Source organism: Pseudomonas sp. S11P7 (assembly GCF_023195435.1).
Lineage (GTDB): Bacteria > Pseudomonadota > Gammaproteobacteria > Pseudomonadales > Pseudomonadaceae > Aquipseudomonas > Aquipseudomonas fluorescens_G.
Genome location: NZ_JALPKS020000002.1, coordinates 4,436,985 through 4,463,399, shown reverse-complemented (window position 1 = coordinate 4,463,399; position 26,415 = coordinate 4,436,985). Strand labels below are relative to the sequence as shown.

Annotated in this window: 19 protein-coding genes; 10 read left to right on the top strand and 9 right to left on the bottom strand. The window is 60.1% G+C overall.

Going from position 1 to position 26,415, the window contains the following annotated elements; translation table 11 throughout:
- Positions 1-103: 103 nt before the first annotated feature.
- The 5 genes from rlmF to M0746_RS20620 form a co-directional block, all read right to left on the bottom strand.
- Entirely contained in the window at positions 104-1,123 is a 1,020-nt protein-coding gene (gene rlmF / locus M0746_RS20640) for a 23S rRNA (adenine(1618)-N(6))-methyltransferase RlmF (RefSeq protein WP_258450429.1), read from the bottom strand.
- Positions 1,124-1,355: 232 nt separating this feature from the next.
- The gene (locus M0746_RS20635) at positions 1,356-4,202 is read right to left on the bottom strand and encodes a valine--tRNA ligase (protein WP_258450428.1); all 2,847 of its coding nucleotides are present in this window, start codon (positions 4,200-4,202) and stop codon (positions 1,356-1,358) included.
- Between the two features lie 178 nt (positions 4,203-4,380).
- On the bottom strand, positions 4,381-4,788 hold the full coding sequence (locus tag M0746_RS20630) for a DNA polymerase III subunit chi (RefSeq protein ID WP_258450427.1): 408 nt from the start codon (positions 4,786-4,788) through the stop codon (positions 4,381-4,383).
- An 8-nt stretch (positions 4,789-4,796) separates the two neighbouring features.
- Positions 4,797-5,225, bottom strand: coding sequence for a DNA polymerase III subunit chi (locus M0746_RS20625; RefSeq protein WP_208938632.1), 429 nt, complete (start codon positions 5,223-5,225; stop codon positions 4,797-4,799).
- A gap of 57 nt (positions 5,226-5,282) precedes the next feature.
- Entirely contained in the window at positions 5,283-6,773 is a 1,491-nt protein-coding gene (locus tag M0746_RS20620; protein ID WP_208938631.1) for a leucyl aminopeptidase, read from the bottom strand.
- A gap of 576 nt (positions 6,774-7,349) precedes the next feature.
- Between M0746_RS20620 and lptF the strand changes: the two genes are divergently transcribed.
- From lptF to pdxJ, 8 genes are all read left to right on the top strand, one after another.
- Positions 7,350-8,471 (top strand): LPS export ABC transporter permease LptF, encoded by a 1,122-nt coding sequence (gene lptF, locus M0746_RS20615; protein WP_258450426.1) that lies wholly within the window; start codon positions 7,350-7,352, stop codon positions 8,469-8,471.
- Positions 8,464-9,525: an LPS export ABC transporter permease LptG gene (lptG, locus tag M0746_RS20610; protein WP_258450425.1), complete on the top strand. Its 1,062-nt coding sequence runs from the start codon at positions 8,464-8,466 to the stop codon at positions 9,523-9,525. Before lptF ends, lptG begins: the two co-directional genes overlap by 8 nt.
- Before the next feature lie 173 nt (positions 9,526-9,698).
- The gene (gene lepA / locus M0746_RS20605) at positions 9,699-11,495 is read left to right on the top strand and encodes a translation elongation factor 4 (RefSeq protein ID WP_090281894.1); all 1,797 of its coding nucleotides are present in this window, start codon (positions 9,699-9,701) and stop codon (positions 11,493-11,495) included.
- A gap of 9 nt (positions 11,496-11,504) precedes the next feature.
- Positions 11,505-12,359: a signal peptidase I gene (gene lepB, locus M0746_RS20600; RefSeq protein WP_208938628.1), complete on the top strand. Its 855-nt coding sequence runs from the start codon at positions 11,505-11,507 to the stop codon at positions 12,357-12,359.
- A 169-nt stretch (positions 12,360-12,528) separates the two neighbouring features.
- Positions 12,529-13,218 carry a ribonuclease III gene (gene rnc / locus M0746_RS20595; RefSeq protein ID WP_024011703.1) on the top strand — a complete coding sequence of 230 codons (690 nt, stop codon included), beginning with the start codon at positions 12,529-12,531 and terminating at the stop codon, positions 13,216-13,218.
- The gene (gene era / locus M0746_RS20590; protein ID WP_064586098.1) at positions 13,211-14,113 is read left to right on the top strand and encodes a GTPase Era; all 903 of its coding nucleotides are present in this window, start codon (positions 13,211-13,213) and stop codon (positions 14,111-14,113) included. The genes rnc and era overlap by 8 nt, the downstream gene beginning before the upstream one ends.
- 166 nt (positions 14,114-14,279) lie before the next feature.
- Complete coding sequence (gene recO / locus M0746_RS20585) at positions 14,280-14,969, top strand: DNA repair protein RecO (RefSeq protein ID WP_208938627.1); 690 nt, start codon at positions 14,280-14,282, stop codon at positions 14,967-14,969.
- 39 nt (positions 14,970-15,008) lie between these two features.
- Positions 15,009-15,752 carry a pyridoxine 5'-phosphate synthase gene (gene pdxJ / locus M0746_RS20580; RefSeq protein ID WP_258450424.1) on the top strand — a complete coding sequence of 248 codons (744 nt, stop codon included), beginning with the start codon at positions 15,009-15,011 and terminating at the stop codon, positions 15,750-15,752.
- Positions 15,753-15,876: 124 nt separating this feature from the next.
- Here the strand turns inward: pdxJ and mltF are convergent, their stop codons facing one another.
- On the bottom strand, positions 15,877-17,337 hold the full coding sequence (gene mltF, locus M0746_RS20575) for a membrane-bound lytic murein transglycosylase MltF (protein ID WP_208938625.1): 1,461 nt from the start codon (positions 17,335-17,337) through the stop codon (positions 15,877-15,879).
- A 285-nt stretch (positions 17,338-17,622) separates the two neighbouring features.
- Between mltF and purL the strand changes: the two genes are divergently transcribed.
- On the top strand, positions 17,623-21,519 hold the full coding sequence (gene purL, locus M0746_RS20570; RefSeq protein WP_258450423.1) for a phosphoribosylformylglycinamidine synthase: 3,897 nt from the start codon (positions 17,623-17,625) through the stop codon (positions 21,517-21,519).
- 5 nt (positions 21,520-21,524) lie between these two features.
- The gene (locus M0746_RS20565; protein ID WP_258450422.1) at positions 21,525-21,836 is read left to right on the top strand and encodes a YqfO family protein; all 312 of its coding nucleotides are present in this window, start codon (positions 21,525-21,527) and stop codon (positions 21,834-21,836) included.
- A 283-nt stretch (positions 21,837-22,119) separates the two neighbouring features.
- On the opposite strand, the gene M0746_RS20560 is transcribed toward M0746_RS20565, so the two are convergent.
- From M0746_RS20560 to M0746_RS20550, 3 genes are all read right to left on the bottom strand, one after another.
- Positions 22,120-22,329, bottom strand: coding sequence for an EF-hand domain-containing protein (locus M0746_RS20560; RefSeq protein ID WP_258450421.1), 210 nt, complete (start codon positions 22,327-22,329; stop codon positions 22,120-22,122).
- A 231-nt stretch (positions 22,330-22,560) separates the two neighbouring features.
- The gene (locus M0746_RS20555) at positions 22,561-23,253 is read right to left on the bottom strand and encodes a membrane-targeted effector domain-containing toxin (protein WP_258450420.1); all 693 of its coding nucleotides are present in this window, start codon (positions 23,251-23,253) and stop codon (positions 22,561-22,563) included.
- Positions 23,240-26,092: a membrane-targeted effector domain-containing toxin gene (locus tag M0746_RS20550; protein ID WP_446731342.1), complete on the bottom strand. Its 2,853-nt coding sequence runs from the start codon at positions 26,090-26,092 to the stop codon at positions 23,240-23,242. The genes M0746_RS20555 and M0746_RS20550 overlap by 14 nt, the downstream gene beginning before the upstream one ends.
- Between the last annotated feature and the right edge of the window lie 323 nt (positions 26,093-26,415).

The window sequence follows — 26,415 nt, the reverse complement described above, 5'->3', positions numbered from 1 at the left end:
GGGAAACGAGCCTGCTCGCGAATGCGGTGGATCAGTCACGTTGAATGTCGACTGCTACACCGCTTTCGCGAGCAGGCTCGCTCCTACAGGGATTTGCTGTGTGTCAGCGGGTCCAGCGCTCACGCCGCCAGATCTGCTGCTCGGACTTGGTCTGGAACGTCCAGGCCACGAAGCGGCTCTGCTTCTGCCCCTGGGACATCTCCACCACCTGGCTTTCCAGCACACCCGCTTTCTTCAGCGCGGTTTCGATGGCTGGCAGGTTCGATGCTTTTGAAACCAGCGTGCTGAACCACAGCACCTTGTGCTGGAAGTTGGCGCTTTCGGCAATCAGTTGCGTCACAAAACGCGCTTCACCGCCTTCACACCACAGCTCCGCCGATTGGCCGCCGAAATTCAGCACCGGCAGTTTGCGTTTCGGATCGGCTTTGCCCAAGGCGCGCCATTTGCGCTCGCTGCCTTTGGTCGCTTCGTCCATCGAGGCGTGGAACGGCGGGTTGCACATGGTCAGGTCGAAACGCTCGCCCGGTTCCAGCAAGCCGATGAGGATGTGCTTGCGGTTTTCCTGCTGGCGCAGCTTGATGACCTTGCTCAGGTCGTTGGACTGCACGATGGCGCGAGCGGCCGCCACGGCGGTTGGATCGATCTCCGAGCCAAGGAAGTGCCAGCGATACTCACTGTTGCCGATCAGCGGGTACACGCAGTTAGCGCCCATGCCGATGTCCAGCACGTTGACGATCGCGCCGCGCGGGACCTTGCCGTCGTTCATGCTTGCCAGCAAATCGGCGAGAAAATGCACGTAATCGGCGCGGCCCGGCACGGGCGGGCAGAGGTAGTCGGCCGGGATGTCCCAATGCTGAATGCCGTAAAACGATTTGAGCAGCGCCCGGTTGAACACGCGCACCGCGTCGGGGCTGGCGAAGTCGATGCTTTCCTTGCCGTACGGGTTGGTGATCACGAACTTCGCCAGTTCCGGCGTGGTCTTGATCAGCGCAGGGAAGTCATAACGACCCTGATGGCGATTGCGCGGATGCAGGCTGGCCTTTTCACGCGGCTCGACGGCCTTGGGCGGGGTCGCGGAATCAGGCTTCTTGCGCGCAGGTTTGGGTGTGCGGGGGGCGGTCATGGGCGTGGTCGATTCGGGTATGGCTGAAAGTGGCGGGTATTGTCCCACATCTAAAGGCCACACCGTTCAAACCTGTGGGAGCGAGCCTGCTCGCGATAGCGGTGTGTCAGTCCCGAATGATGGCAACTGACACACCGCTTTCGCGAGCAGGCTCGCTCCTACAGGGATTTGTGGTGTTTGGGAATAAAAAAAGGGAGGCCATTGTGGCCTCCCTTTTCACTGCGATCTGCCGTTACAGGCTGGCAATCCGCGCATGCTGCTCGGCCAGCTTGCCCAGGGCCTGTTCGGCCTCGGCCAGTTTGGCGCGTTCCTTGTCGATGACTTCGGCCGGGGCCTTGTCGACGAACCCGGCGTTGGCCAGCTTGCCGCCGACGCGCTGGACTTCGCCTTGCAGACGCAGGATTTCCTTGTCCAGACGCGCCAGTTCCGCAGCCTTGTCGATCAGACCGGCCATCGGCACCAGCACTTCCATCTCGCCGACCAGTGCGGTGGCGGACAACGGTGCTTCTTCGCCAGCGGCGAGTACGGTGATAGATTCCAGACGTGCCAGCTTTTTCAGCAGCGCTTCGTTCTCGCTCAGGCGACGCTGGTCTTCAGCGCTGACGTTTTTCAGGAAGATAGGCAGCGGTTTGCCCGGGCCGATGTTCATTTCGCCACGGATGTTGCGCGTGCCGAGCATCAGTTCCTTGAGCCATTCGATGTCGTCTTCGGCGGCCGGATCGATACGCTCTTCATTGGCCACTGGCCAAGGTTGCAGCATGATCGTCTTGCCCTGAATACCGGCCAGCGGCGCGATGCGCTGCCAGATTTCTTCAGTGATGAACGGCATGAACGGATGCGCCAGGCGCAGCGCCACTTCCAGCACGCGAACCAGCGTGCGGCGAGTGCCGCGCTGACGCTCGACCGGCGCGTTCTCGTCCCACAGCACTGGCTTGGACAGTTCCAGATACCAGTCGCAGTACTGGTTCCAGATGAACTCGTACAGCGCCTGCGCGGCGAGGTCGAAACGGAACTGATCGAGCTGACGGGTCACTTCGGCTTCGGTGCGTTGCAGTTGCGAGATGATCCAGCGATCAGCCAGCGACAGCTCGTAGGCTTCGCCGTTCTGGCCGCAGTCTTCGCCCTTGTCCAGCACATAACGTGCGGCGTTCCAGATCTTGTTGCAGAAGTTGCGATAGCCTTCGACGCGGCCCATGTCGAACTTGATGTCGCGACCGGTGGAGGCCAGCGAGCAGAAGGTGAAGCGCAGGGCGTCGGTGCCATAACTGGCGATGCCATCGGCGAATTCTTCGCGGGTGGCTTTCTCGATCTTCTTCGCCAGTTTCGGCTGCATCAGGCCCGAGGTGCGTTTCTGCACCAGGGTTTCCAGGTCGATGCCGTCGATGATGTCCAGCGGGTCCAGAACGTTGCCCTTGGACTTGGACATCTTCTGGCCTTGGCCGTCGCGCACCAGACCGTGTACGTACACGGTCTTGAACGGAACCTGCGGCGTGCCGTCTTCGTTCTTCATCAGGTGCATGGTCATCATGATCATCCGGGCAACCCAGAAGAAGATGATGTCGAAACCGGTGACCAGCACGTCGGTGGAGTGGAATTTCTTCAGGAACTCGGTCTGCTCAGGCCAGCCCAGGGTGGAGAAGGTCCACAGGCCGGAACTGAACCAGGTGTCGAGAACGTCGTTGTCCTGTTGCAGCGCAACGTCGGGGCCGAGGTTGTGCTTGGCGCGCACTTCGGCTTCGTCGCGACCGACGTAGACCTTGCCCGACTCGTCGTACCAGGCCGGAATCCGGTGGCCCCACCACAGCTGACGGCTGATGCACCAGTCCTGGATGTCGCGCATCCACGAGAAGTACATGTTTTCGTACTGCTTGGGCACGAACTGAATGCGCCCGTCTTCAACAGCAGCGATGGCAGGTTCGGCCAACGGCTTGGTCGATACGTACCACTGGTCGGTCAGCCACGGCTCGATGACGGTGCCGGAGCGATCGCCTTTCGGGGTTTTCAGGTTGTGATCGTTGATGCTCACCAGCAGGCCGGCGGCATCGAACGCAGCGACGATCTGTTTGCGCGCTTCGAAACGTTCCAGGCCAGCGAACTCGGCGGGAATCTTGCCGTCGATGCTCTCGTTCAGCGTGCCATCGAGGTTGAACACCTGTGCGGCCGGCAGCACGTTGGCGTTCTTGTCGAAGATGTTCAGCAGCGGCAGGTTGTGGCGCTTGCCGACTTCGTAGTCGTTGAAATCGTGGGCCGGGGTGATTTTCACGCAACCAGTGCCGAATTCAGGGTCGCAATAATCGTCGGCGATGATCGGGATGCGGCGGCCAACCAACGGCAGCTCGACGAATTTGCCGATCAGGGCTTTGTAGCGCTCATCGTTCGGGTTAACCGCGACGGCGGAGTCGCCGAGCATGGTTTCCGGACGGGTAGTCGCGACGATCAGGAAGTCATTGCCTTCGGCGGTTGTTACGCCGTCGGCCAATGGATATTTCAGATTCCACAGGAAACCTTTCTCTTCGTGGTTTTCCACTTCGAGGTCGGAAATCGCCGTGTGCAGTTTGGTGTCCCAGTTGACCAGGCGCTTGCCGCGGTAGATCAGGCCGTCTTCGTGCAGGCGCACAAAAGCTTCCTTGACCGCTTCCGAAAGGCCGTCGTCCATGGTGAAGCGCTCACGGCTCCAGTCGACGGACGAGCCGAGGCGACGGATCTGCCGGCTGATGTTGCCGCCCGACTGTTCCTTCCACTCCCAGACTTTCTCGAGGAATTTCTCGCGACCCAGGTCGTGACGATTCTGCCCCTGGGCTTCCAGTTGGCGCTCCACCAGCATTTGCGTGGCGATACCGGCATGGTCGGTGCCCGGTTGCCACAGGGTGTCGCGACCCTGCATGCGGCGGAAACGGATCAGTGCGTCCATGATCGCGTTGTTGAAACCGTGACCCATGTGCAGGCTGCCGGTGACGTTCGGCGGCGGGATCATGATGGTGTAGGACTCGCCCGCGCCTTGCGGGGCGAAGTAGTTCTCGGACTCCCAGGTCTTGTACCAGGAAGTTTCAATGGCGTGCGGCTGGTAGGTCTTATCCATGCGCGGCGGGACCCTATTGGCATTTATTCAGGAAAAGCCGGCAAGTATAGCTGGGGGGCGAGCTGCAAGCTACAAGCCACAGCAAGCCACAAGCTGCAAGCTGCAAGCTGCAAGCTGCACGCCACAAGCTGCAAGAGGATAGCGGTGGGTTTGGCTTTCTTTGGCTTTGGCTTGCAGCTTAAATCTTGCCGCTTGCAGCTGCGGCGAGCAGCCGCTCCATCCGCGCATCAAGGCGGCGTTTGATCTCGGTTTCGATGTGCGGGGCGAAGTCGTCGATCACGTCTTGCATGATCAATTGCGCGGCGGCGCGCAGTTCGCTGTCCAGATGCAGCAGGGCGTCCGGGCCTTTGTCGGCCGGTGCAGCCGATTGCGCGGTGGCGGTCGGGGCTGGCGCGGCAGGCGGCTCGACGGCGGGCGGCTCGTTGCCGACCGGGTCGAACAGCATCGGAATCTGTTCCTGTTCGCCTTCCTCGACCGTGTCGGTCAGCAGTGGCGGTTGCAGGTTGTCATCGCCGAGCAACTGGCGGATCGATTCGAGATCGTCCAGCAGGTGTGCGGACTTCTGTTGCGGTTTCGGAGTGTCCATTGGAGTGCTCAGAGTCGCTGTAAACGGTGGTCTTGCAGAGAATAGCCCTGTTCGCGGTAGAAGCGGAAACTCTCCCGCGCGGCCGCTCGAATCGTCGGGTCTTCGACCACCACTTCCGCCACACGGGCGAATTTGTTGGCGAACGCCGGGACTTTCAGGTCGAGATTGACCAGCAGATCCTGATGTTGACCGCAATCGTCACCCAGGCCCAGCACGATCAAACCTTCCGGTTCGCTGTCTGCCGGGCCGTGCGGCACAAAGCTCTCGCCTTTGAAGGTCCACAGGCGCGCATCGAGATCATCGCGCTGAGCGGCATCGCTGCAGTGCAGGTAGATGCGATGGCCCATGCGCCAGGCTTTCTCGGTGAGTTTGCAGGCAAAGTCCAGGCGAGCCGAAGGATCGGCGCTGGGCAGGATATAGAAATCGACTTTGGTCATTACGGGTCCAGGGCAGCAAGCGACGTCACCCGAGAGTGACGCCACTTTTCAGCGGGTTCAGGCTTTGGCGCGATCCAGCAGGTATTGAGTCAGCAGCGGCACCGGACGGCCGGTTGCGCCCTTGTCCTTGCCGCCGCTGGTCCACGCGGTGCCAGCGATGTCGAGGTGCGCCCAGTTGAGGTTCTTGGTGAAGCGCGACAGGAAGCACGCCGCGGTGATGGTGCCGGCCTTCGGCCCGCCAATGTTGGCGATGTCGGCGAACGGGCTGTCCAGCTGTTCCTGGTACTCATCGAACAGCGGCAGTTGCCAGGCGCGGTCGTCGGCGGCCTGACCGGCGCTGAGCAACTGCCCGATCAGTTCGTCGTTGTTGCCCAGCAAGCCCGAGGTGTGCGCACCCAAGGCTACGACGCAAGCGCCGGTCAGGGTGGCGATATCGATGACCGCTTGTGGCTTGAAACGCTCGGCGTAGGTCAGTGCGTCGCACAGCACCAGACGGCCTTCGGCGTCGGTGTTGAGGATTTCCACGGTCTGCCCGCTCATGGTGGTGACGATGTCGCCCGGGCGCGAAGCGTTGCCGCTCGGCATGTTTTCCGCACAGGCGAGGATGCACACCAGATTGATCGGCAGTTTCAGCTCAAGCACGGCGCGCAGGGTGCCGAACACGCTGGCGGCGCCGCCCATGTCGTATTTCATTTCGTCCATGCCGGCGCCCGGCTTCAGGCTGATGCCGCCGGTGTCGAAGGTGATGCCTTTACCGACCAGCGCGTACGGCTTCTCGGATTTCTTGCCGCCGTTGTATTGCATGACGATCAGGCGCGGCGGCTGGGCGCTGCCCTGGCCAACGGCGTAGAACGAACCCATGCCGAGGGATTTGATCTTCTTCTCGTCGAGCACTTCGACTTTCAGATCCTTGAACTCTTTGCCGAGGTTTTTGGCCTGTTCGCCCATGAAGGTCGGGTGGCAGATGTTCGGCGGCAGGTTGCCCAGATCGCGGGTGAAGGCCATGCCGTTGGCGATAGCGGTGGCGTGGTTCACGGCGCGTTGCACTTCGGCCTGTGCAGCCTTGATGGTCAGCAGGGTGATTTTCTTCAGGGCGCGCGGTTCGGCTTTCTGGCTTTTGAACTGGTCAAAAATGTAGCCGCCGTCGACCAGGGTTTCCGCGAGCAGGCGGGTCTTGCCGTAGCTGTCGCGGTTTTTAACGATAATTTCATCCAGCGCCAGCACGGCGTCGCTGCCGCCCAGGCCTTTGAGGGTGGTGAGGATGCCGGCAGCGATTTTGCGCAACGGACGGTCGCCCAGTTCTTCGTCCTTGCCCACGCCGACCAGCAACACGCGCTCGGCTTTCAGGTTCGGCAGGCTGTGCAGCAGCAGGCTCTGACCGACCTTGCCGGCGATATCGCCACGCTTGAGGACTGCGCTGATCGCGCCGCCGCTCAGTTCGTCGACCTGGGTGGCGGCCACGCCGAGTTTGCGGCCTTCGCCGACGGCAACCACCAGGGTGGCGGTTTTCAACGTTTCTGGGCTAACGCTTTTTACAACCAGTTCCATGTCCGGATCCCTGAATGAATGGTCAACACGCAGGCGTTCGACGTTGTCCGCAGTCGCCTGCTTATAGATAGAAGAGGCGCAGGCCAAAGCCTGCGACAAGGGCCGCAGTTTGAACCTCGCTCCCCGCGCCTGACAACCCTAGGGCGCGTTCTCAATTAGTTTTCACACCGCGTTGTCGCCTTAAAGCCAGCCAGGCAAGGCGCAGGCCGCTGGGAATGGTTGTTCCCTTTCCAAGGCCTGCAACGCAGACTGGCCGGCTTTAAGGCACAACCCGAAGGGCCGGGCCTGCTGTTGTGCAGGGCTGCGTTGCTCGAAGCTTATTTGGAATGACCAAACCACGCTTCTCGCGCCTTGCCCTGCACAACAGCAGACTCGGCGCGGTGTGAAAACTAATTGAGAACGCCCCCTGGGTTGTACGATCAGCAAAGGATTACAGAGATGGATGAGTGTGCGCAGTGACAGGCGCCCCCAATCACAGGATAATGCCGCATCTTTTTTCGACCGCTCTGCGTTGCGGGCCGGTCGATGTGCTTGCTTGTTTGGCCGCCTTAGCCTGACAACCCTGGAGTGTCTGGTTTGATCGTCTTCCGTTATCTGTCCCGCGAAGTCTTGTTGACCCTCAGCGCCGTAAGTGCCGTGCTGCTGGTCATCATCATGAGCGGTCGCTTCATCAAATATCTGGCTCAGGCCGCTGCCGGCCAGCTCGATCCGGGCTCGCTGTTCCTGATCATGGGCTTTCGTCTGCCGGGTTTCCTGCAACTGATTCTGCCGCTGGGCCTGTTCCTGGGGATCCTGCTGGCCTACGGTCGGCTGTACCTGGAAAGCGAAATGACCGTGCTTTCGGCCACCGGCATGAGTCAGCAGAAGCTGTTTCGCATGACCCTGTTCCCGGCGACCCTGGTGGCGCTGGTGGTGGCGTGGCTGAGCCTGGGGCTGGCCCCGCAGGGTGCCAACCAGTTCCAGTTGCTGCTGAACAAGCAGGATGCGCTGACCGAGTTCGACACCCTTGAGCCCGGCCGTTTTCAGGCACTGCGCGACGGTACGCGGGTGACCTACACCGAAACCCTCAGCGACGATCGGGTCAATCTGGGCAGCGTGTTCATTTCGCAGAAAAACCTCGGCGCCGATCAAAAGGATCGCGGCATTTCCGTGCTGGTGGCCGAATCGGGCCGTCAGGAAATCCGCCCTGATGGCAACCGCTATCTGATCCTCGACAATGGCTATCGCTATGACGGCAGCCCGGGTCAGGCCGATTACCGCGCCATTCACTACGAAACCTACGGCGTGCTGCTGCCCAAGCCGGACGTCAGCGAGGAAGTCACCGACCGTGACGCCATGCCAACGTCCGCGCTGCTGGGCAGCGACGACATCCGTTCCCGAACCGAACTGCAATGGCGTTTGTCGCTGCCGCTGCTGGTGTTCATCGTGACCCTGATGGCGGTGCCGCTGTCGCGCGTCAACCCGCGTCAGGGGCGTTTCCTCAAGCTGCTGCCGGCGATTCTTCTTTATATGGCTTACCTGAGCATCCTGATTGCCGCCCGCGGTGCGCTGGAGAAGGGCAAGATCCCGCCGGCGCTCGGCTTGTGGTGGGTGCATGCGATCTTCCTGCTGATTGGCCTCGGCCTGCTGTATTGGGAGCCGCTGCGCCTGAAAATGGCCAGCCGTCGCTCCGCTGCGCTGGAGGTGGCCCGTGGTTAAACTCGACCGCTACATCGGCAGCAGCGTGTTCATGGCGATCATCGCTGTGCTGGCAATCATTCTCGGTCTGGCGACGCTGTTCGCCTTCATCGATGAAATGGGCGACGTCAGCGATACCTACACCCTGGTCGACGTGCTCGGCTTTGTATTGCTGACCGCGCCGCGCCGGCTCTATGAAATGCTGCCGATGGCCGCGCTGATCGGTTGCCTGATCGGCCTCGGCAGTCTGGCCAGCAGCAGTGAGCTGACGGTGATGCGCGCCGCGGGCGTGTCGATCGGCCGCATCGTCTGGGCCGTCATGAAGCCGATGCTGGTGCTGATGCTGGCCGGCGTGCTGATCGGCGAATATGTCGCCCCGGCCACCGAAAGCATGGCGCAGGCCAATCGTTCGCTGGCCCAGGGCAGTGGCGATGCGCAAAGCGCCAAGCACGGCATGTGGCACCGTCAGGGTGAGGAATTCATCCACATCAACGCCGTGCAACCGAACGGCCTGCTGTATGGCGTGACCCGCTACCACTTCGACAAAGAGCGCCACCTGCTCAGCTCCAGCTTCGCCAGGAAGGCCGAGTTCGACGGCACCAAGTGGCAGCTCACGGACGTTGCCACCACGCTGTTCCACGAGCGCAGTACTGAAGTCGTCAATACCCCGAGCGAGGAATGGGACGTGGCGTTGAGCCCGCAACTGCTCAGCACCGTGGTCATGGCGCCGGAATCGCTGTCGATCAGCGGTCTGTGGGGTTATATCCACTATCTGGCCGAGCAAGGCTTGAGCAACGGCCGTTATTGGCTGGCATTTTGGGTCAAGGTGTTGCAGCCGCTGGTCACCGCCGCGCTGGTGCTGATGGCTATTTCCTTCATCTTCGGTCCGCTGCGATCGGTGACCCTGGGTCAACGCGTTTTTACCGGCGTGCTGGTGGGCTTCACCTTCCGTATCGTCCAGGATTTGCTCGGTCCGTCGAGCCTGGTGTTCGGTTTCTCGCCGCTGTTTGCGGTGCTGGTACCGGCCGCTGTCTGCGCGCTGGCGGGCGTCTGGTTGCTCAGACGAGCGGGCTGATGAACAAGCTTTCATTCAGCGCTTGAACCCTGAAAACGCCCCGCTCGTAAGAGCGGGGCGTTTTTGCATGCAATCCGGGTGACAGGCGAACGTGACGCTTGCGCGGACTATCAGGTACAATTCCCGGCTATTTTTCGGCGGGCCATGCCTGCAGCCTTTTTGAGTGTTGATCCGTGAGTGATTTGAGTCATATCCGCAATTTCTCCATCATCGCCCACATTGACCATGGCAAGTCGACGCTGGCCGATCGCTTCATCCAGATGTGCGGCGGCCTGGCCGAGCGTGAAATGGAGGCCCAGGTCCTCGATTCCATGGACCTTGAGCGTGAACGCGGGATCACCATCAAGGCCCACAGCGTCACCCTTTATTACACCGCCAAAGACGGCATCAAGTACCAGCTGAACTTCATTGACACCCCGGGCCACGTCGACTTCACCTACGAAGTCAGCCGTTCCCTGGCCGCGTGTGAAGGTGCGCTGCTGGTGGTCGATGCCGGTCAAGGCGTTGAAGCCCAGTCCGTGGCCAACTGCTACACCGCGATCGAGCAGGGCCTGGAAGTCATGCCGGTGCTGAACAAGATCGACCTGCCACAGGCCGATCCTGATCGCGTCAAGGACGAGATCGAGAAGATCATCGGCATCGACGCCACCGACGCCGTGACCTGCAGCGCCAAGACCGGCCTGGGTGTCGACGAAGTCCTCGAGCGTCTGGTCCACACCATTCCTGCGCCGACCGGCAACATCGAAGATCCGCTGCAAGCGTTGATCATCGACTCGTGGTTCGACAACTACCTGGGCGTTGTCTCCCTGGTGCGTGTGCGTCACGGCCGGGTGAAGAAGGGCGACAAGATTCTGGTCAAGTCCACCGGCAAGATCCACCTGGTCGACAGCGTCGGCGTATTCAACCCCAAGCACACCGCCACCACCGACCTGAAAGCCGGCGAAGTGGGCTTCATCATCGCCAGCATCAAGGACATTCACGGTGCCCCGGTCGGTGACACCCTGACCCTGGCCTCGACCCCGGACGTTGAAGTGCTGCCCGGCTTCAAACGCATCCAGCCACAGGTTTACGCCGGTCTGTTCCCGGTCAGCTCCGACGATTTCGAGGACTTCCGCGAAGCGCTGCAGAAGCTGACCCTCAACGACTCGTCGCTGCAGTACACCCCGGAAAGCTCCGACGCCCTGGGCTTCGGCTTCCGTTGCGGCTTCCTCGGCATGCTGCACATGGAAATCATCCAGGAGCGCCTCGAGCGCGAATACGACCTGGACCTGATCACCACTGCGCCGACGGTAATCTTCGAGCTGGTGCTGAAAACCGGTGAAACGATTTACGTCGACAACCCCTCCAAGCTCCCGGACGTGTCGTCGATCGAAGACATGCGCGAGCCGATCGTGCGGGCCAATATCCTGGTTCCGCAGGAACACCTGGGCAACGTCATCACCCTGTGCATCGAGAAACGTGGTGTGCAGGTCGACATGCTGTTCCTCGGCAATCAGGTGCAAGTGACCTACGACCTGCCGATGAACGAAGTGGTCCTGGACTTCTTCGACCGTCTCAAGTCCACCAGTCGCGGCTATGCTTCGCTGGATTACCATTTCGATCGTTATCAATCGGCTAATCTGGTGAAACTGGACGTGCTGATCAACGGCGACAAGGTCGATGCTCTGGCATTGATCGTGCACCGTGACAACTCGCACTACAAAGGTCGCCAGTTGACCGAGAAGATGAAAGAGCTGATCCCGCGGCAGATGTTCGATGTAGCCATTCAGGCCGCCATTGGTGGCCAGATCGTTGCGCGGACAACCGTCAAGGCGCTCAGAAAGAACGTATTGGCCAAATGCTACGGTGGTGACGTCAGCCGTAAGAAGAAACTGCTGGAGAAGCAGAAGGCCGGTAAGAAACGCATGAAGCAGGTCGGCAACGTGGAAATTCCACAGGAAGCCTTCCTTGCCGTGCTCAGGTTGGAATAGTCAGGTCCTATGTCACTAAATTTCCCGCTGTTGCTGGTCATCGCCGTGTTCGTCTGCGGCCTGTTGGCGTTGCTTGATCTGTTGATTCTGGCGCCGCGTCGCCGTTCGGCCATCGCTTCCTATCAGGGCAGCGTCAGCCAGCCAGATGTCGTGGTGGTCGAAAAGCTCAACAAGGAACCGCTGCTGGTTGAATACGGCAAGTCGTTCTTCCCGGTGTTGTTCATCGTGCTGGTGCTGCGTTCGTTCCTGGTGGAGCCGTTCCAGATTCCGTCGGGCTCGATGAAGCCGACCCTGGACGTCGGCGACTTCATTCTGGTGAACAAGTTTTCCTACGGGATCCGCCTGCCGGTGATCGACAAGAAGATCATCGAAGTCGGTGATCCGCAGCGCGGCGATGTGATGGTGTTCCGTTACCCGAGCGACCCGAACGTCAACTACATCAAGCGTGTGGTCGGCCTGCCGGGCGACACGGTGCGCTACACCGCTGACAAGCGTCTTTTCGTCAACGGCGAATCGATTGCCGAGCAGATGGTCGGCTCCGAGCCGGGCACGCTGGGCAGCGCTGAACTCTACAAAGAGAAACTGGGCGCCGCCGAGCACCTGATCCGCAAGGAGATGAGCCGCTATCGCGCCACGCCGGACCGTTCGTGGACCGTGCCTGCCGGGCACTACTTCATGATGGGCGACAACCGCGACAACTCCAATGACAGCCGTTACTGGGATGATCCGAACATTCCCAAGAACCTGCTGGGCATGGTTCCCGACCAGAATATCGTCGGCAAGGCCTTTGCGGTCTGGATGAGCTGGCCGGAGCCAAAACTCAGTCACCTGCCGAATTTCTCGCGGGTTGGCCTGATCAAGTAATCACACACGGCGCTGTTGACCACAGCGCCGAATGCATTTCTGGAGCCGGCACAATCGGCTTTACAATCGCCAGGATTTAATTTTTGAACACAGCGTTAATTGTCCCAGGCCTGCGCCGCACCCCGGCGATGGCAGTGGAATCCAGCCACGAACTCAGCGTGGGTAAACCGTGAGCGTTTCTCTAAGCCGTCTCGAGCGCCAGCTCGGTTACACCTTCAAGGACCAGGAGCTGATGCTGCTGGCCCTCACGCACCGCAGTTTTGCCGGGCGCAACAACGAACGCCTGGAATTCCTCGGTGATGCCATCCTCAATTTCGTCGCCGGCGAGGCGTTGTTCGATCGCTTCCCGCTGGCCCGCGAAGGCCAGTTGTCGCGTTTGCGCGCACGCCTGGTAAAAGGTGAGACGCTGGCCGTACTGGCCCGCGGTTTCGATCTTGGCGATTACCTGCGACTGGGTTCCGGTGAGCTGAAAAGCGGCGGCTTCCGTCGCGAATCGATCCTGGCCGATGCCCTCGAAGCGCTGATCGGTGCGATCTACCTCGATGCCGGCATGGACGTTGCCCGTGAACGTGTACTGGCCTGGCTGGCCGGCGAGTTCGAAGGGTTGACGCTGGTCGACACCAACAAGGACCCGAAAACCCGTCTGCAGGAACATCTGCAGTCGCGCGGTTGCGAACTGCCGCGCTACGAAGTGGTGGATATCCAGGGCGAGCCGCACTGCCGAACCTTCTTCGTCGAATGCGAAGTGGTCTTACTGAATGAAAAAAGCCGAGGTCAGGGTGTGAGCCGTCGTATTGCCGAACAGGTAGCGGCCGCCGCAGCACTGATTGCCCTGGGCGTGGAGAATGGCAATGACTGATACAAACGCAACTCGCTGTGGCTACGTTGCCATCGTCGGCCGTCCCAACGTCGGCAAGTCGACGCTGCTCAACCACATCCTCGGCCAGAAGCTCGCGATCACCTCGCGCAAGCCGCAGACCACGCGCCACAACATGCTCGGGATCAAGACCGAAGGCGACGTGCAGGCGATCTATGTCGATACGCCCGGCATGCACAAGGGTGGCGAAAAGGCCCTGAACCGTTACATGAACAAAACCGCTTCGGCGGCGTTGAAAGACGTCGACGTAGTGATCTTCGTGGTCGACCGCACCAAGTGGACCGAAGAAGACCAGATGGTCCTCGAACGTGTGCAATACGTCACCGGCCCGCTGATCGTCGCGCTGAACAAGACCGATCGCATCGAAGACAAGGCCGAGCTGATGCCGCACCTGAGCTGGTTGCAGGAGCAGTTGCCGAACGCGCAGATCATCCCGATTTCCGCGCAGCACGGGCATAACCTCGAAGCGCTGGAAAAGGTCATCGCCGATCACCTGCCGGAAAACGATCACTTCTTCCCGGAAGACCAGATCACCGACCGCAGCAGCCGCTTCCTCGCCGCCGAACTGGTGCGCGAGAAAATCATGCGCCAGATGGGCGCCGAGCTGCCGTACCAGATCACCGTCGAGATCGAAGAGTTCAAGCAGCAGGGCAAGACCCTGCACATCCATGCCTTGATCCTCGTCGAGCGTGACGGCCAGAAGAAAATCATCATTGGCGACAAGGGCGAGCGCATCAAGCGCATCGGCACCGAAGCGCGCAAGGACATGGAGCTGCTGTTCGACTCCAAGATCATGCTCAACCTGTGGGTCAAGGTGAAGGGCGGCTGGTCCGACGACGAGCGTGCGCTGCGTTCGCTGGGTTATGGCGATCTGTAAGCGCCGAGCCTGAGAACACCGATACCCACTGTGGGAGCGAGCCTGCTCGCGAAGGGGATGTAACATTCAGCATTGATGTTGACTGTCACTCCGCTTTCGCGAGCAGGCTCGCTCCCACAGTAGTTTTGGGTTGTGTATAAAACTGCGTTTGTTCATCGAGAACTCAATGTCGCAAAACCCGCCTCCTGCCCAGCCCGCCTACGTCCTGCACTCGCGCGCCTATCGCGAAACCAGTGCGCTGGTCGACTTCCTGACGCCGCAAGGTCGGCTGCGGGCGGTGTTGCGCAGCGCGCGAGGCAAGGCCGGCACGCTGGCGCGGCCGTTCGTGGCGCTGGACGTCGAGTTTCGTGGCAAGGGCGAGTTGAAGAATGTCGGGCGCATGGAGAGCTCCGGTACCTCGGCGTGGCTCAACGGTGAGGCGTTGTTCAGCGGTCTCTACCTCAACGAGCTGTTGATTCGTCTGCTGCCGGCTGAAGATCCGCATCCCGCTGTGTTCGATCACTACGCCGCGACCTTACTTGCATTGGCTGAAGGCCGGCCGCTGGAACCGTTGTTGCGTTCGTTCGAATGGCGTCTGCTTGATGACCTCGGCTATGGCTTCTCGCTCAATACCGATGTGCACGGTGAGCCCATTGCTGAAGACGGCCTCTATCGTCTGCAAGTGGATGCCGGGCTTGAGCGAGTTTTTTTGCTGCAACCGGGCCTGTTCAACGGCGTTGAACTGCTGGCCATGGCCGAAGCTGATTGGTCAGCCGCTGGCGCGCTGTCGGCGGCCAAGCGCCTGATGCGTCAGGCATTGGCGGTGCATCTGGGCGGTCGACCGTTGGTAAGCCGCGAGCTGTTTCGCAAGCCCTGATATGCTGTGCGCCGAATTCTTCCCTTCAGGAGCGCACTCGTGACCAGCAGCAATCGCATTCTTCTCGGCGTGAACATCGACCACGTGGCCACCCTGCGTCAGGCCCGTGGCACCCGATATCCGGATCCGGTCAAGGCAGCGCTGGACGCAGAAGAGGCGGGCGCCGATGGCATCACCGTGCACCTGCGTGAAGACCGTCGCCACATTCAGGAGCGCGACGTCCTGCTGCTCAAGGATGTGCTGCAGACGCGGATGAACTTCGAAATGGGCGTCACCGAAGAAATGATGGTGTTCGCCGAGCGGATTCGTCCGGCGCACATCTGTCTGGTGCCGGAGACCCGCCAGGAACTGACCACTGAAGGTGGTCTTGATGTAGCGGGGCAGGAAGAGCGCATCAGGGCAGCGGTGGAACGGTTGTCGAAGATCGGCAGCGAAGTCTCGCTGTTCATCGATGCCGATGAGCGGCAGATCGCAGCCTCGAAACGCGTCGGTGCCCCGGCGATCGAGTTGCATACCGGGCGTTACGCCGACGCCGAAACCCCGACGCAAGTGGCTGAAGAGCTCCAGCGTGTTGCCGATGGCGTCGCGTTCGGGCTGGCGCAAGGCCTGATCGTCAACGCCGGGCATGGCCTGCATTACCACAACGTCGAGGCTGTGGCGGCGATCAAAGGCATCAATGAATTGAACATCGGCCATGCGCTGGTGGCGCATGCGTTGTTTGTCGGGTTCAAGTCCGCTGTTTCCGAAATGAAAACGCTGATCCTGGCTGCCGCCAGGCACTAAGCCCCACCGCAATCTCCTGTAGGAGTGAGCCTGCTCGCGAAAGCGGTGTGTCAGACAACATAACATTGGCTGACACACCGCTTTCGCGAGCAGGCTCACTCCTACATTTGATTTGGGTGTTGGCTTAGAGCGGGGCTGGCTCTTGCGCCGGTTTCGACTTGTCGATGCCCGGCACATGCAGGTTGCCCTCGGCCACCTGATCGCCTTCGAGCTGCGGCTGGGTCACCCAGGTGAGGATGTCGTAGTAGCGACGGATGTTCGCCACGAAATGCACCGGCTCGCCGCCGCGGGCGTAGCCATAACGGGTCTTGCTGTACCACTGCTTCTGCGACAGGCGCGGCAGGATCTTCTTCACGTCCAGCCACTTGTCCGGGTTCAACCCTTCCTTGGCGGTCAGTTTGCGTGCGTCATCAAGGTGACCGCTGCCGACGTTATAGGCCGCCAGCGCGAACCAGGTGCGGTCCGGCTCCTTGATCGAATCGTCGAGCTGATCCTTCATGTAAGCCAGGTATTTGGCGCCGCCCATGATGCTTTGCTTGGGGTCGAGGCGGTTGGACACGCCCATCGCCTGCGCGGTGTTCTGGGTCAACATCATCAAGCCGCGCACGCCGGTTTTCGAGGTGACGGTCGGCTGCCATAGCGATTCCTGATAACCGATTGCCGCCAGCAGGCGCCAGTCGACTTTCTCTTTCTTTGCGTAATTCTTGAAGTGCTGTTCGTATTTCGGCAGGCGCTGCTGCAAGTGCTGGGCGAAGGTCGTGGCGCCCATGTAGCCGAGCACGTCGACGTGGCCGTAATAACGGTCCTTCAAGCGTTGCAAGGTGCCGTTTTTCTGCACCTTGTCGAGGTAGGCGTTGATTTCGTTGAGCAGGCTGTTGTCCTCGCCCGGCCCCACCGCCCAGCTCTGGCTGCGCGCATCGCCAAGGTCGAAGGCCACGCGAATGTTGGTGAAGTACACCTGATTCATCGCCACTTCGTTGGAGTCGACCAACGTCAGATCAATCTGGCCTTCATCGACCATGCGCAACAGGTCGACCACTTCTACCGCGTCAGACTCTTCGTATTCGATAGCGGGAAATTTCTGTTTCAGCTCGGCCAGTTGTTCGGCGTGGGTGCTGCCCTTGAGCACCATGATCTTCTTGCCCACCAGATCACCGGGATCGGTTGGCCGCGACTGGCCGTTGCGGTAGATGATCTGCGGGGTGACTTCCAGGTAGGAGTGGGAAAACCGCACCTGCTTCTTGCGTTCATCGCTGCTGACCAGGCCGGCCGCAGCGAGCACCGGGCCATTGGGCTTGCCGATCTGGTTGAACAGGTCATCGAGGTTGTCGGCGGTCTCGATCTTCAGCTCGACGCCCAAATCGTCGGCAAAGCGCTTCACCAGCTCGTATTCGAAGCCGGTTTCACCGCTGCGATCCTGAAAGTAGGTGGCGGGGCTGTTACGGGTGATCACCCGCAGCACACCGTCCTCCTTTACGCGCTCAAGCGTGTTGGGTTTATCAACACAGCCACCGAGCATCAGGAAGAGTCCGGTTGCGATCAGCCATTTGGCGTACCGCGGACGCAAAGCCGTTGGAAAAAACATCTGCGCAGTATACGCAAACGGCCACGGGCGCCATATCTCGACAGCGCGCAAGGAGTCTGCTAAAGGTCACAAAATCGAGCGAAACCCCCTGAAAACGGGCGCAACAGGCTTTTTGTTACAGTAAAAATAAGCCGCTGTTACACGGGTGATTTACCTGACCCCGGAGGCAGAAACACACAACGGTATGCCAATGCAACCGTGCGTAGCGTTTCGGGTGATGTTGAGGGCGGTTTAGGCTAGAATGCACGGCCTCAAAGCACACCCCTTCCCGAGGCTGTCCCGAAGATGTTGATCCTGCGCGGCGCTCCTGCCCTTTCTGCCTTTCGCCACAGCAAACTCCTTGAGCAACTGAGCCAGAAGGTTCCAGCTGTCAGTGGCCTGTATGCTGAATTCGCTCACTTCGCCGAAGTCACCGGCGTCCTGACCGGCGACGAACAGCAGGTGCTTGCGCGCCTTCTGAAGTACGGCCCAAGTGTTCCGGTTCAAGAGCCGACCGGCCGTCTGTTTCTGGTGTTGCCGCGTTTCGGCACCATCTCGCCATGGTCGAGCAAGGCCAGCGATATCGCCCGCAACTGCGGCCTGAGCAAGATCCAGCGTCTGGAGCGCGGTATCGCCTTCTACGTTGCCGGTCAGTTCAGCGAAGCCGAAGCCCAGCAGATTGCCGACGTGCTGCATGACCGCATGACCCAGATCGTACTGGCCAACCTTGAACAGGCTGCCGGCCTGTTCAGCCACGCCGAGCCGAAGCCGCTGACCGCGATCGACATCCTCGGTGGCGGCCGCGCCGCGCTGGAAAAGGCCAACACCGAGCTGGGCCTGGCCCTGGCCGAAGACGAGATCGACTATCTGGTCAACGCCTTCAACGGTTTGAAGCGCAATCCGCACGACATCGAACTGATGATGTTCGCCCAGGCCAACTCCGAGCACTGCCGCCACAAGATCTTCAACGCCAGTTGGGACATCGACGGTCAGAGCCAGGAAAAAAGCCTGTTCGGCATGATCAAGAACACCTATCAGATGCACAGCGAAGGCGTGCTGTCCGCTTACAAGGACAACGCTTCGGTGATCGTCGGCAACGTTGCCGGCCGCTTCTTCCCGAACCCTGAAACCCGCCAGTACGGCGCGGTGCAGGAGCCGGTGCACATTCTGATGAAGGTTGAAACCCACAACCACCCGACCGCGATCGCCCCGTTCCCGGGCGCATCGACCGGTTCCGGCGGCGAGATCCGTGACGAAGGCGCTACCGGTCGTGGCGCCAAGCCAAAAGCCGGCCTGACCGGTTTCACCGTATCGAACCTGCAGATCCCCGGCTTCGCACAGCCATGGGAAGTGCCGTACGGCAAACCTGAGCGCATCGTTACCGCGCTGGACATCATGATCGAAGGCCCGCTCGGCGGCGCCGCGTTCAACAACGAATTCGGTCGTCCGGCCCTGACGGGTTACTTCCGCACCTTCGAACAATCGATCACCACCCCCCACGGTGACGAAGTGCGCGGTTACCACAAGCCGATCATGCTCGCTGGTGGCATGGGCAACATCCGCGAAGAACACGTCAAGAAAGGCGAGATCGTCGTTGGCTCCAAGCTGATCGTGCTCGGCGGCCCGGCGATGTTGATCGGTCTGGGTGGCGGCGCAGCTTCCTCGATGGCCACCGGCACCAGCTCGGCGGATCTGGATTTTGCTTCCGTTCAGCGTGAAAACCCTGAGATGGAGCGTCGCTGCCAGGAAGTCATCGACCGTTGCTGGCAACTGGGTGACAAGAACCCGATCAGCTTCATCCACGACGTCGGCGCGGGCGGTCTGTCCAACGCCTTCCCGGAACTGGTCAACGACGGCGACCGCGGTGGCCGTTTCGAACTGCGCAACATTCCCAACGACGAGCCGGGCATGGCCCCGCACGAAATCTGGTCCAACGAATCCCAGGAACGTTACGTTCTGGCGGTCGGCCCGGCTGATTTCGAGCGCTTCAAGGCGATCTGCGAACGCGAGCGTTGCCCGTTTGCCGTAGTCGGTGAAGCCACCGCCGAACCGCAACTGACCGTGACCGACAGCCACTTCGGCAACAACCCGGTGGACATGCCCCTGGAAGTGTTGCTGGGCAAGGCCCCGCGCATGCACCGTTCGGTGGTTCGCGAAGCTGAACTGGGCGATGACTTCGATCCGTCGAACCTCGACATCACCGAGTCCATTGAGCGCGTTCTGCATCACCCAGCCGTGGCGAGCAAGAGCTTCCTGATCACCATCGGCGACCGCACCATCACCGGCCTCGTGGCCCGTGACCAGATGGTTGGCCCATGGCAAGTGCCGGTGGCCGACGTTGCCGTCACCGCGACCAGTTTCGACGTTTACACCGGTGAAGCGATGGCGATGGGCGAGCGCACGCCGCTGGCTCTGCTGGATGCCCCGGCCTCGGGCCGCATGGCGATTGGCGAAACCATCACCAACATTGCCGCCTCGCGCATCAACAAGCTGTCCGACATCAAACTGTCGGCGAACTGGATGTCCGCGGCCGGCCACCCGGGCGAAGACGCGCGGCTGTACGACACCGTGAAAGCGGTCGGCATGGAACTGTGCCCTGAGCTGGGCATCACCATTCCGGTGGGCAAGGACTCGATGTCCATGGCCACGCGCTGGAACGACAACGGCGAAGAAAAAACCGTGACCTCGCCGATGTCGCTGATCGTGACCGGTTTCGCGCCAGTGGCTGACATCCGTCAGACCCTGACCCCGGAACTGCGCATGGACAAGGGCACCACCGACCTGATCCTGATCGACCTCGGTCGCGGGCAGAACCGCATGGGTGCGTCGATCCTTGCGCAAGTTCACGGCAAACTCGGCAAGCACGCGCCGGACGTCGATGACGCCGAAGACCTCAAAGCTTTCTTCGCGGTGATCCAGGGCTTGAACGCCGACGGTCACCTGTTGGCGTACCACGACCGTTCCGACGGTGGTCTGCTGACCTCCGTGGTGGAAATGGCATTCGCCGGCCACTGCGGTCTGAGCCTGAACCTGGACAGCGTTGCCGAATCCGCCGCGGAAATCGCCGGTATTCTGTTCAACGAAGAACTGGGTGCGGTCATCCAGGTACGTCAGGACGCCACCCCGGACATCCTCGCGCAGTTCAGCGCTGCTGGTTTGGGCGACTGCGTGTCGGTGATCGGCCAGCCGATCAACAACGGCCAGATCAACATCACCTTCAACGGTGACACCGTGTTCGAAGGCCAGCGCCGTCTGCTGCAGCGTCAGTGGGCCGAGACCAGCTATCAGATCCAGCGTCTGCGCGACAACGCCGAGTGCGCCGAGCAGGAATTCGACGTACTGCTGGAAGAAGACAATCCGGGCCTGAGCGTCAAGCTCAGCTACGACGTCAACCAGGACATCGCCGCGCCGTACATCAAGAAGGGCATTCGTCCACAGGTGGCGGTGCTGCGTGAGCAGGGCGTCAATGGTCAGGTGGAAATGGCCGCGGCGTTCGACCGCGCCGGTTTCAGCGCGATCGACGTGCACATGAGCGACATTCTCGCCGGCCGTGTCGACCTCAACGAGTTCAAAGGCCTGGTGGCCTGCGGTGGTTTCTCTTACGGCGACGTGCTCGGCGCCGGTGAAGGCTGGGCCAAGTCGGCGCTGTTCAACAGCCGCGCCCGCGATGCGTTCCAGGGCTTCTTCGAGCGTAACGACAGCTTCACCCTCGGCGTGTGCAACGGTTGCCAGATGATGTCCAACCTGCACGAACTGATTCCGGGCAGCGAGTTCTGGCCGCACTTCGTGCGCAACCGCTCCGAGCAGTTCGAAGCGCGCGTGGCGATGGTGCAGATCCAGGAGTCGAACTCGATCTTCCTGCAGGGCATGGCCGGTTCGCGCATGCCGATCGCCATCGCCCACGGTGAAGGTCACGCCGAATTCGCCAGCGAAGAAGCACTGCTCGAGGCCGATCTGTCCGGTTGCGTGGCGATGCGTTTCGTCGACAACCATGGCAAGGTCACTGAAGCCTACCCGGCCAACCCGAACGGCTCGCCGCGCGGGATCACCGGCCTTACCAGCCGTGACGGCCGCGTAACGATCATGATGCCGCACCCTGAGCGGGTATTCCGCGCGGTGCAGAACTCGTGGCGCTCGGAAGACTGGAACGAAGATGCACCTTGGATGCGTATGTTCCGTAATGCTCGCGTCTGGGTTAACTGAGGCCTGTGTACAAGCTCGCGTTTTTCGTGCCCGACAGCCATGTCGAGGTGGTCAAGGGTGCTGTGTTCGCTGCCGGTGGCGGGCGGGTCGGTGCCTATGACCACTGTGCGTGGCAGGTGCCTGGCGTTGGTCAGTTTCGACCGTTGGACGGCAGTCAGCCGTTCATTGGCGAGGCGGGGCAGGTTGAGCGGGTCGAGGAATGGAAGGTTGAGCTTGTTGTTGCGGATGAGTTGATCGTTGCTGTTGTGGCAGCGTTGAAATTGAGTCATCCGTATGAGACGCCGGCTTATGAGGTGTGGCGGCTGGAAGATTTCTGATCTTTGTAGCGGCTGAAACGGGAAACCCGCAGATGAGTGATCGTCTGCGGGTTTTTTGTTGGGCCCGCTATGTCTGGCTGCGCCAGACGGTCGCTGCGCTCCCAGGCCCGGATCAATCCCTCCACTCGGCCTAAGCGAGGGTGGCGCGATTTTTGTGAGAGCTTGCCTGTAAGCGATGACGGCCTGACAGTCGATCATCGGAAACAGACCGTATACGTCACAACTGGTGAAGGGTCGTATGCTCGCAATCTTGCAGCACCAGGCCGGGAAGCAGGCTGGTCAGTTATATTGTCTTGAACTCTTCAAAGCTGATGAATTCATCTTTATCTTTATTCATTTCATTCCATAAATCCTCAAGGATTTCTTTTGGAACCTCTTTGAATGCTTCTTGGTATTCGGTAAACGAGATATTGCCGTTGCTGTCGGCATCTAATTTTTTAAATCTTTCTATCAAGTTTTGCTGAAATTCAGCGTCGGTCATTTTCTTTGCCATTTCGCAGTCGTCCTTTACTAAGGTCAAACATTAGCGAAGCTCATAACTTCCTGCCTCCCAGTTAAGTCAAAATAGTAATGCCTTTTGCCAAGGTCAACTGTCAGGCCTGACAGTTGACAGAACCGGTAATGGTGAGGGCGCGAAGAAGCAGTCCGTATTCCCGAGCGTTGTCTGCCGCAACCACCGGGCTCTCAAACCGAGTGGTTTCCAAAACGCGTAAGTGAACCGGCGTTACTTCACCTGCGTCAATTTGACGTCTGCCACAAGCATCTCGATCAGCGTGCGCAGGTATTTGAAGCCCTGATCTTTCTTCTCCCAACGGTCGACGAACAACAAGCCTTTGTCATTGACCTGGATCGGCGTGACAACGATGTCGCCGGTCCTGGATTTATGCACCACGCGCGCACCGGTCGAGCCTTCGTGTTCGATCAGGAACAGACCCGGGTGGGTCAATTTTTTGCGGCTGACAGATGGCGTCGTGGCAGGTTTTTTCTTTCCGGCAACGGCCACTTCCATGATGAAATCGCTGCGCAGGCCTCGATAGTTGGTTCCGCGCTTTTCAGCCACGTCAGCGACGATTTCCCCTGTGCCGCGGTGAATATCTCTGGCGAGTTCAGTGGGGGTGTCGCGCACGTGGAGGCTGGCAACTGACAGGGTGTCCGCCAGGCCTGGCACACCGAGATTGTAATTGGTGTGCGCATTGCCAATGAGCGCCACCCATTTGTGCGGCCCGTTCGCCAGTTGGTCAGCCTCGATGACTTGGGTTGCGAAATAGCTGAACATCTCGTTTCGCGAAACAACTTCGTCCGAAAGGCCCTTGAGATGGTAAGACGCCGTGCAGTCGAGCGCTTTGATGCGGATATTGTATTTGGCAGCTGCCTGATAGACCTCAGTGTACGTATCGTTACCCTCATAGCCTCGCATATGCCCGTGGTCTTGACTGCGCAGATAAGCTTTGAGTCTGTCCGGCATACGCTGGGTCTGTAGAAAGATATTCAGATCGGCCTGATGCAAGTCCGTCAATACATGCTCCATATACAACGTGTCGTAACCGGCTTGCTTGAGTGCCTTCATGTGTTTTTTTCAGCAGCGCTTTGCTCGATACGTCGCCATGGGCTTCGCCGATCAGCAGATTCAAGCGCAGCTCGGACAATTGCTGTAGAAAAGCTTCGAACGTAGTGTCGGACGTGAGCGATGGCAGAATCGGCGCTTCGGGAGGGGTGTAGTCGGTAAACGTGTCCCTTGCCTTTTTCTCCAGACGCTTGCGGCTGGCAATGAAGGCGTCGTAGGCGGCTTTTTCGCTCGGTGGTACCCAGCCATAGCGTGAATCCATGGCATGGGGGCCATGCAACATTTTTGCGATGTCGTCACGCAGTGACGGAGCGACGTCGTAGTCGCTGAAATGATCAACCACGGCGGTAGTTTCCGCTGGCTTCGAGACCGGTTTAGGCGTTTTGTACGCGGTCGGTGTCTGCACAAGGTAATCGCCACACGCTGCCGCATCGCCGGCGATCGAACCTGGCGCATCCAGGCCGACACGTTGAGGTTGGTACAGGTCGATGTCTTCAACCCGCACGGCAATGGCATTCTGCAGGTCGGCCAGGCCAGGCGTCTTGTCGAAAGTGCTCATGCGGGTCTGTTCGGTGAGGACGATCCAGCGTTCTTCCGTTGCATCGGCGATATCCGCGGACAACGCCTTGTGCGAATAAAAGTTCCTGATGGTGTTGCTGCGCGGGGTCAATGGCGAGACGTCGGCCAGCACCATGGCGTGCTCCAGTTGATAACTGGTCGAGGCGTCCAGCGCATGAATCGTCATGCCTTTTTCCCGTGCTGTTCGCACCAGTGCCAGATACGAGTACGACGCGTCCTTCTCGTGCCCCAGCGCGCGATCAACCGCTTTGAGATGGGTTTTGATGTGTTTCCAGGCACCGCCCTTGTTCAGTTTTGCAAGCTTGGGATAAAACACATCTCCCGCCAGGTACTCGACATAGAGGCGCTTGAATCCGTTTGCAATGAGTTCGTCGACATGATCGATCAGTAATTGTTTGCTGGCGATAGAACCGACCTCAGCACCAATGACCAGGTTTTTGCCTTTGAATGCATCGCTGGCGATCAACTGTGCAATCGAGGTATTGGCAGCCACGGCCGGGACTTCGGCGCGAGCGGGCAGGGGCGCGAGTTCGGCGAAATGACGGGTGGCATCGGTAGTGAGTTTTTCGACCTGTTTCAGGTAGGCGATGCGTGCCTTGGCGAGCTCATCGGCGGCACCGGCGACGATCGCATGGGGAGTCGTGCCCATGTAGTCCTGACTGCGCAGAATGATGTTTTCGCGGGTTTGCGGGTTCATCACCGTTTCGACGCGCTGGCGATACTTGTCCGCCACGCCATAATCCCTGTGCGGGCCCGGCGTCTCTGGCACGGCATCGTACTTTGGCGCGCCGCCGGCCATTCCGCTGCGCACCATCAGGCCGTTTGCATCGGGCACTACCAGAATGCCGGTCGAAACGAGGTCAGGCGAGTTTGGCTTTGGTTTGTAAAGCAAATGGCGTCCGAGTGCGTCGGGATTTTTCCCTGTGTAGTAAAACTGGCTTCTGAAAATCACGACGCGCATGTCATCCCACTCGGGTTGGGGCTCGACCTGATTGACCAGCGTCGTGACGTTTTGCTGGTCATTGCCGGCACTGGCGATTGCTTGGCGCAACGGCCGGCGCACGGGTTTGAGTGAACGCAGCGCGGGACGCAAATCGGTCAGTATCGCGCCGGCACTGTTGAACAGATAACCGAGCAGATGCTGGAAGGCTTCGCCATTGTTGCCCTGACGATAAGCGTGCAGGGCGAGCATGGCGTCCTTGAAGGCCAGCAGCAAACCTGTGCTCAAACTGAGTAGCGGAAATGGGGCGGTGGCAATCGCGGCGAGCCATTCGACGCTGGTCCAGATCAGCCCGGCAATCATCTCGGTTCGACTGGTGGTGGTGGCGTGGACATTGTCGATCCGGCGTTGCAGCTTCATGTTGTACAGCGCCGCGCGCAGATCGCTGACGGCAGCGGTGGCCGGTGTTGAATCGTAGCGTGCCGGGCTGGGCGTGGTTTTATTGAGGTCTTTGGGTAGCTGTTTTTTTGCGTTTTCAAGAAACGTCCGTACCCGTGTCTGAGCACTCACGCCAACCCGGGACGTGAGGTATTCGATCATGCCGGCCTGCTGCTGAAGCAGGTAATTGAACAGCCGCGCTTCGCGAAACCTGACACCGTCGGGCGCGTCCGGGGTATAGAGCAAAACCGGGTTGTCGGCATGGCTGAACAGCCATGCATCCATTACCCATTCGCCGTCGATCATCAAGCGATGGACGGGAAACTTCGTGCGAGTGGGCCCAGAGCTTTCGTCCATGCTGGTGATGCTCTGCTCCAGCCATTGCAGATCGCTGCTGGCGATATGACCTTGCAGCTGAGATTCCAGCGCGGCGCTTTTCATCTGACGCTGAGTGATCGCCAATGTCGCGTTGCGTCTGAAATCGTAGCCTTCGCTGGTCGAACTTTGCAGGTCGTTCCTGACCTTGTCGGTGTAGCGTTGGCCGATCCACACCCCCGTGACCGAGCGCGCGACGTTTTGCGCGGTCAGGCTGCTGACATCGATGCCCGGTGGGCCTTTGAACCGGGCCGAGCGGGAGAATTTCTCATCGAGAAAACCGACACCGTCGGCGTAGCCGTCGCGAAACAGGCGGGTGTACGACAGCGGTTTCGGGGTCAATGACGGCACGATGGACATCGGCGCATACGCCCAGACGGTATCCGGGTCGACATCGTTGGCCGGACGCTTGAGCAGGCGGTTCAAACTGATTCTGGCTTGCTCGTGCACGTAGTCGTCAAATGCCGGAAACTCGCTTCCGGACAAGGCGTGCCGGTTGAATGCACGCAAAGCGCCTTCGGCATCTTCGCTCAGGGTGGTCAGCTTTCTGCGATTGGCAGCAGTGGTCGAGCGATACCACAGGGGAGTGCTGAAGTCATAGTCGTCAACGCGCGTAGCGAGCACGTGTTCGGCCATGGCTTTGAGGCATGCGAGATGGTCGCCACAGTTATCGAATGTCACCT

Coding starts and splice junctions, on each gene's coding strand:
- rlmF (WP_258450429.1), bottom strand. CDS start 1,123: ATGACCGCCCCCCGCACACCCAAACCTGCGCGCAAGAAGCCTGATTCC.
- M0746_RS20635 (WP_258450428.1), bottom strand. CDS start 4,202: ATGGATAAGACCTACCAGCCGCACGCCATTGAAACTTCCTGGTACAAG.
- M0746_RS20630 (WP_258450427.1), bottom strand. CDS start 4,788: ATGGACACTCCGAAACCGCAACAGAAGTCCGCACACCTGCTGGACGAT.
- M0746_RS20625 (WP_208938632.1), bottom strand. CDS start 5,225: ATGACCAAAGTCGATTTCTATATCCTGCCCAGCGCCGATCCTTCGGCT.
- M0746_RS20620 (WP_208938631.1), bottom strand. CDS start 6,773: ATGGAACTGGTTGTAAAAAGCGTTAGCCCAGAAACGTTGAAAACCGCC.
- lepB (WP_208938628.1), top strand. CDS start 11,505: ATGTCACTAAATTTCCCGCTGTTGCTGGTCATCGCCGTGTTCGTCTGC.
- era (WP_064586098.1), top strand. CDS start 13,211: ATGACTGATACAAACGCAACTCGCTGTGGCTACGTTGCCATCGTCGGC.
- recO (WP_208938627.1), top strand. CDS start 14,280: ATGTCGCAAAACCCGCCTCCTGCCCAGCCCGCCTACGTCCTGCACTCG.
- mltF (WP_208938625.1), bottom strand. CDS start 17,337: ATGTTTTTTCCAACGGCTTTGCGTCCGCGGTACGCCAAATGGCTGATC.
- purL (WP_258450423.1), top strand. CDS start 17,623: ATGTTGATCCTGCGCGGCGCTCCTGCCCTTTCTGCCTTTCGCCACAGC.
- M0746_RS20560 (WP_258450421.1), bottom strand. CDS start 22,329: ATGGCAAAGAAAATGACCGACGCTGAATTTCAGCAAAACTTGATAGAA.
- M0746_RS20555 (WP_258450420.1), bottom strand. CDS start 23,253: ATGCGAGGCTATGAGGGTAACGATACGTACACTGAGGTCTATCAGGCA.
- M0746_RS20550 (WP_446731342.1), bottom strand. CDS start 26,092: ATGTCCATCGTGCCGTCATTGACCCCGAAACCGCTGTCGTACACCCGC.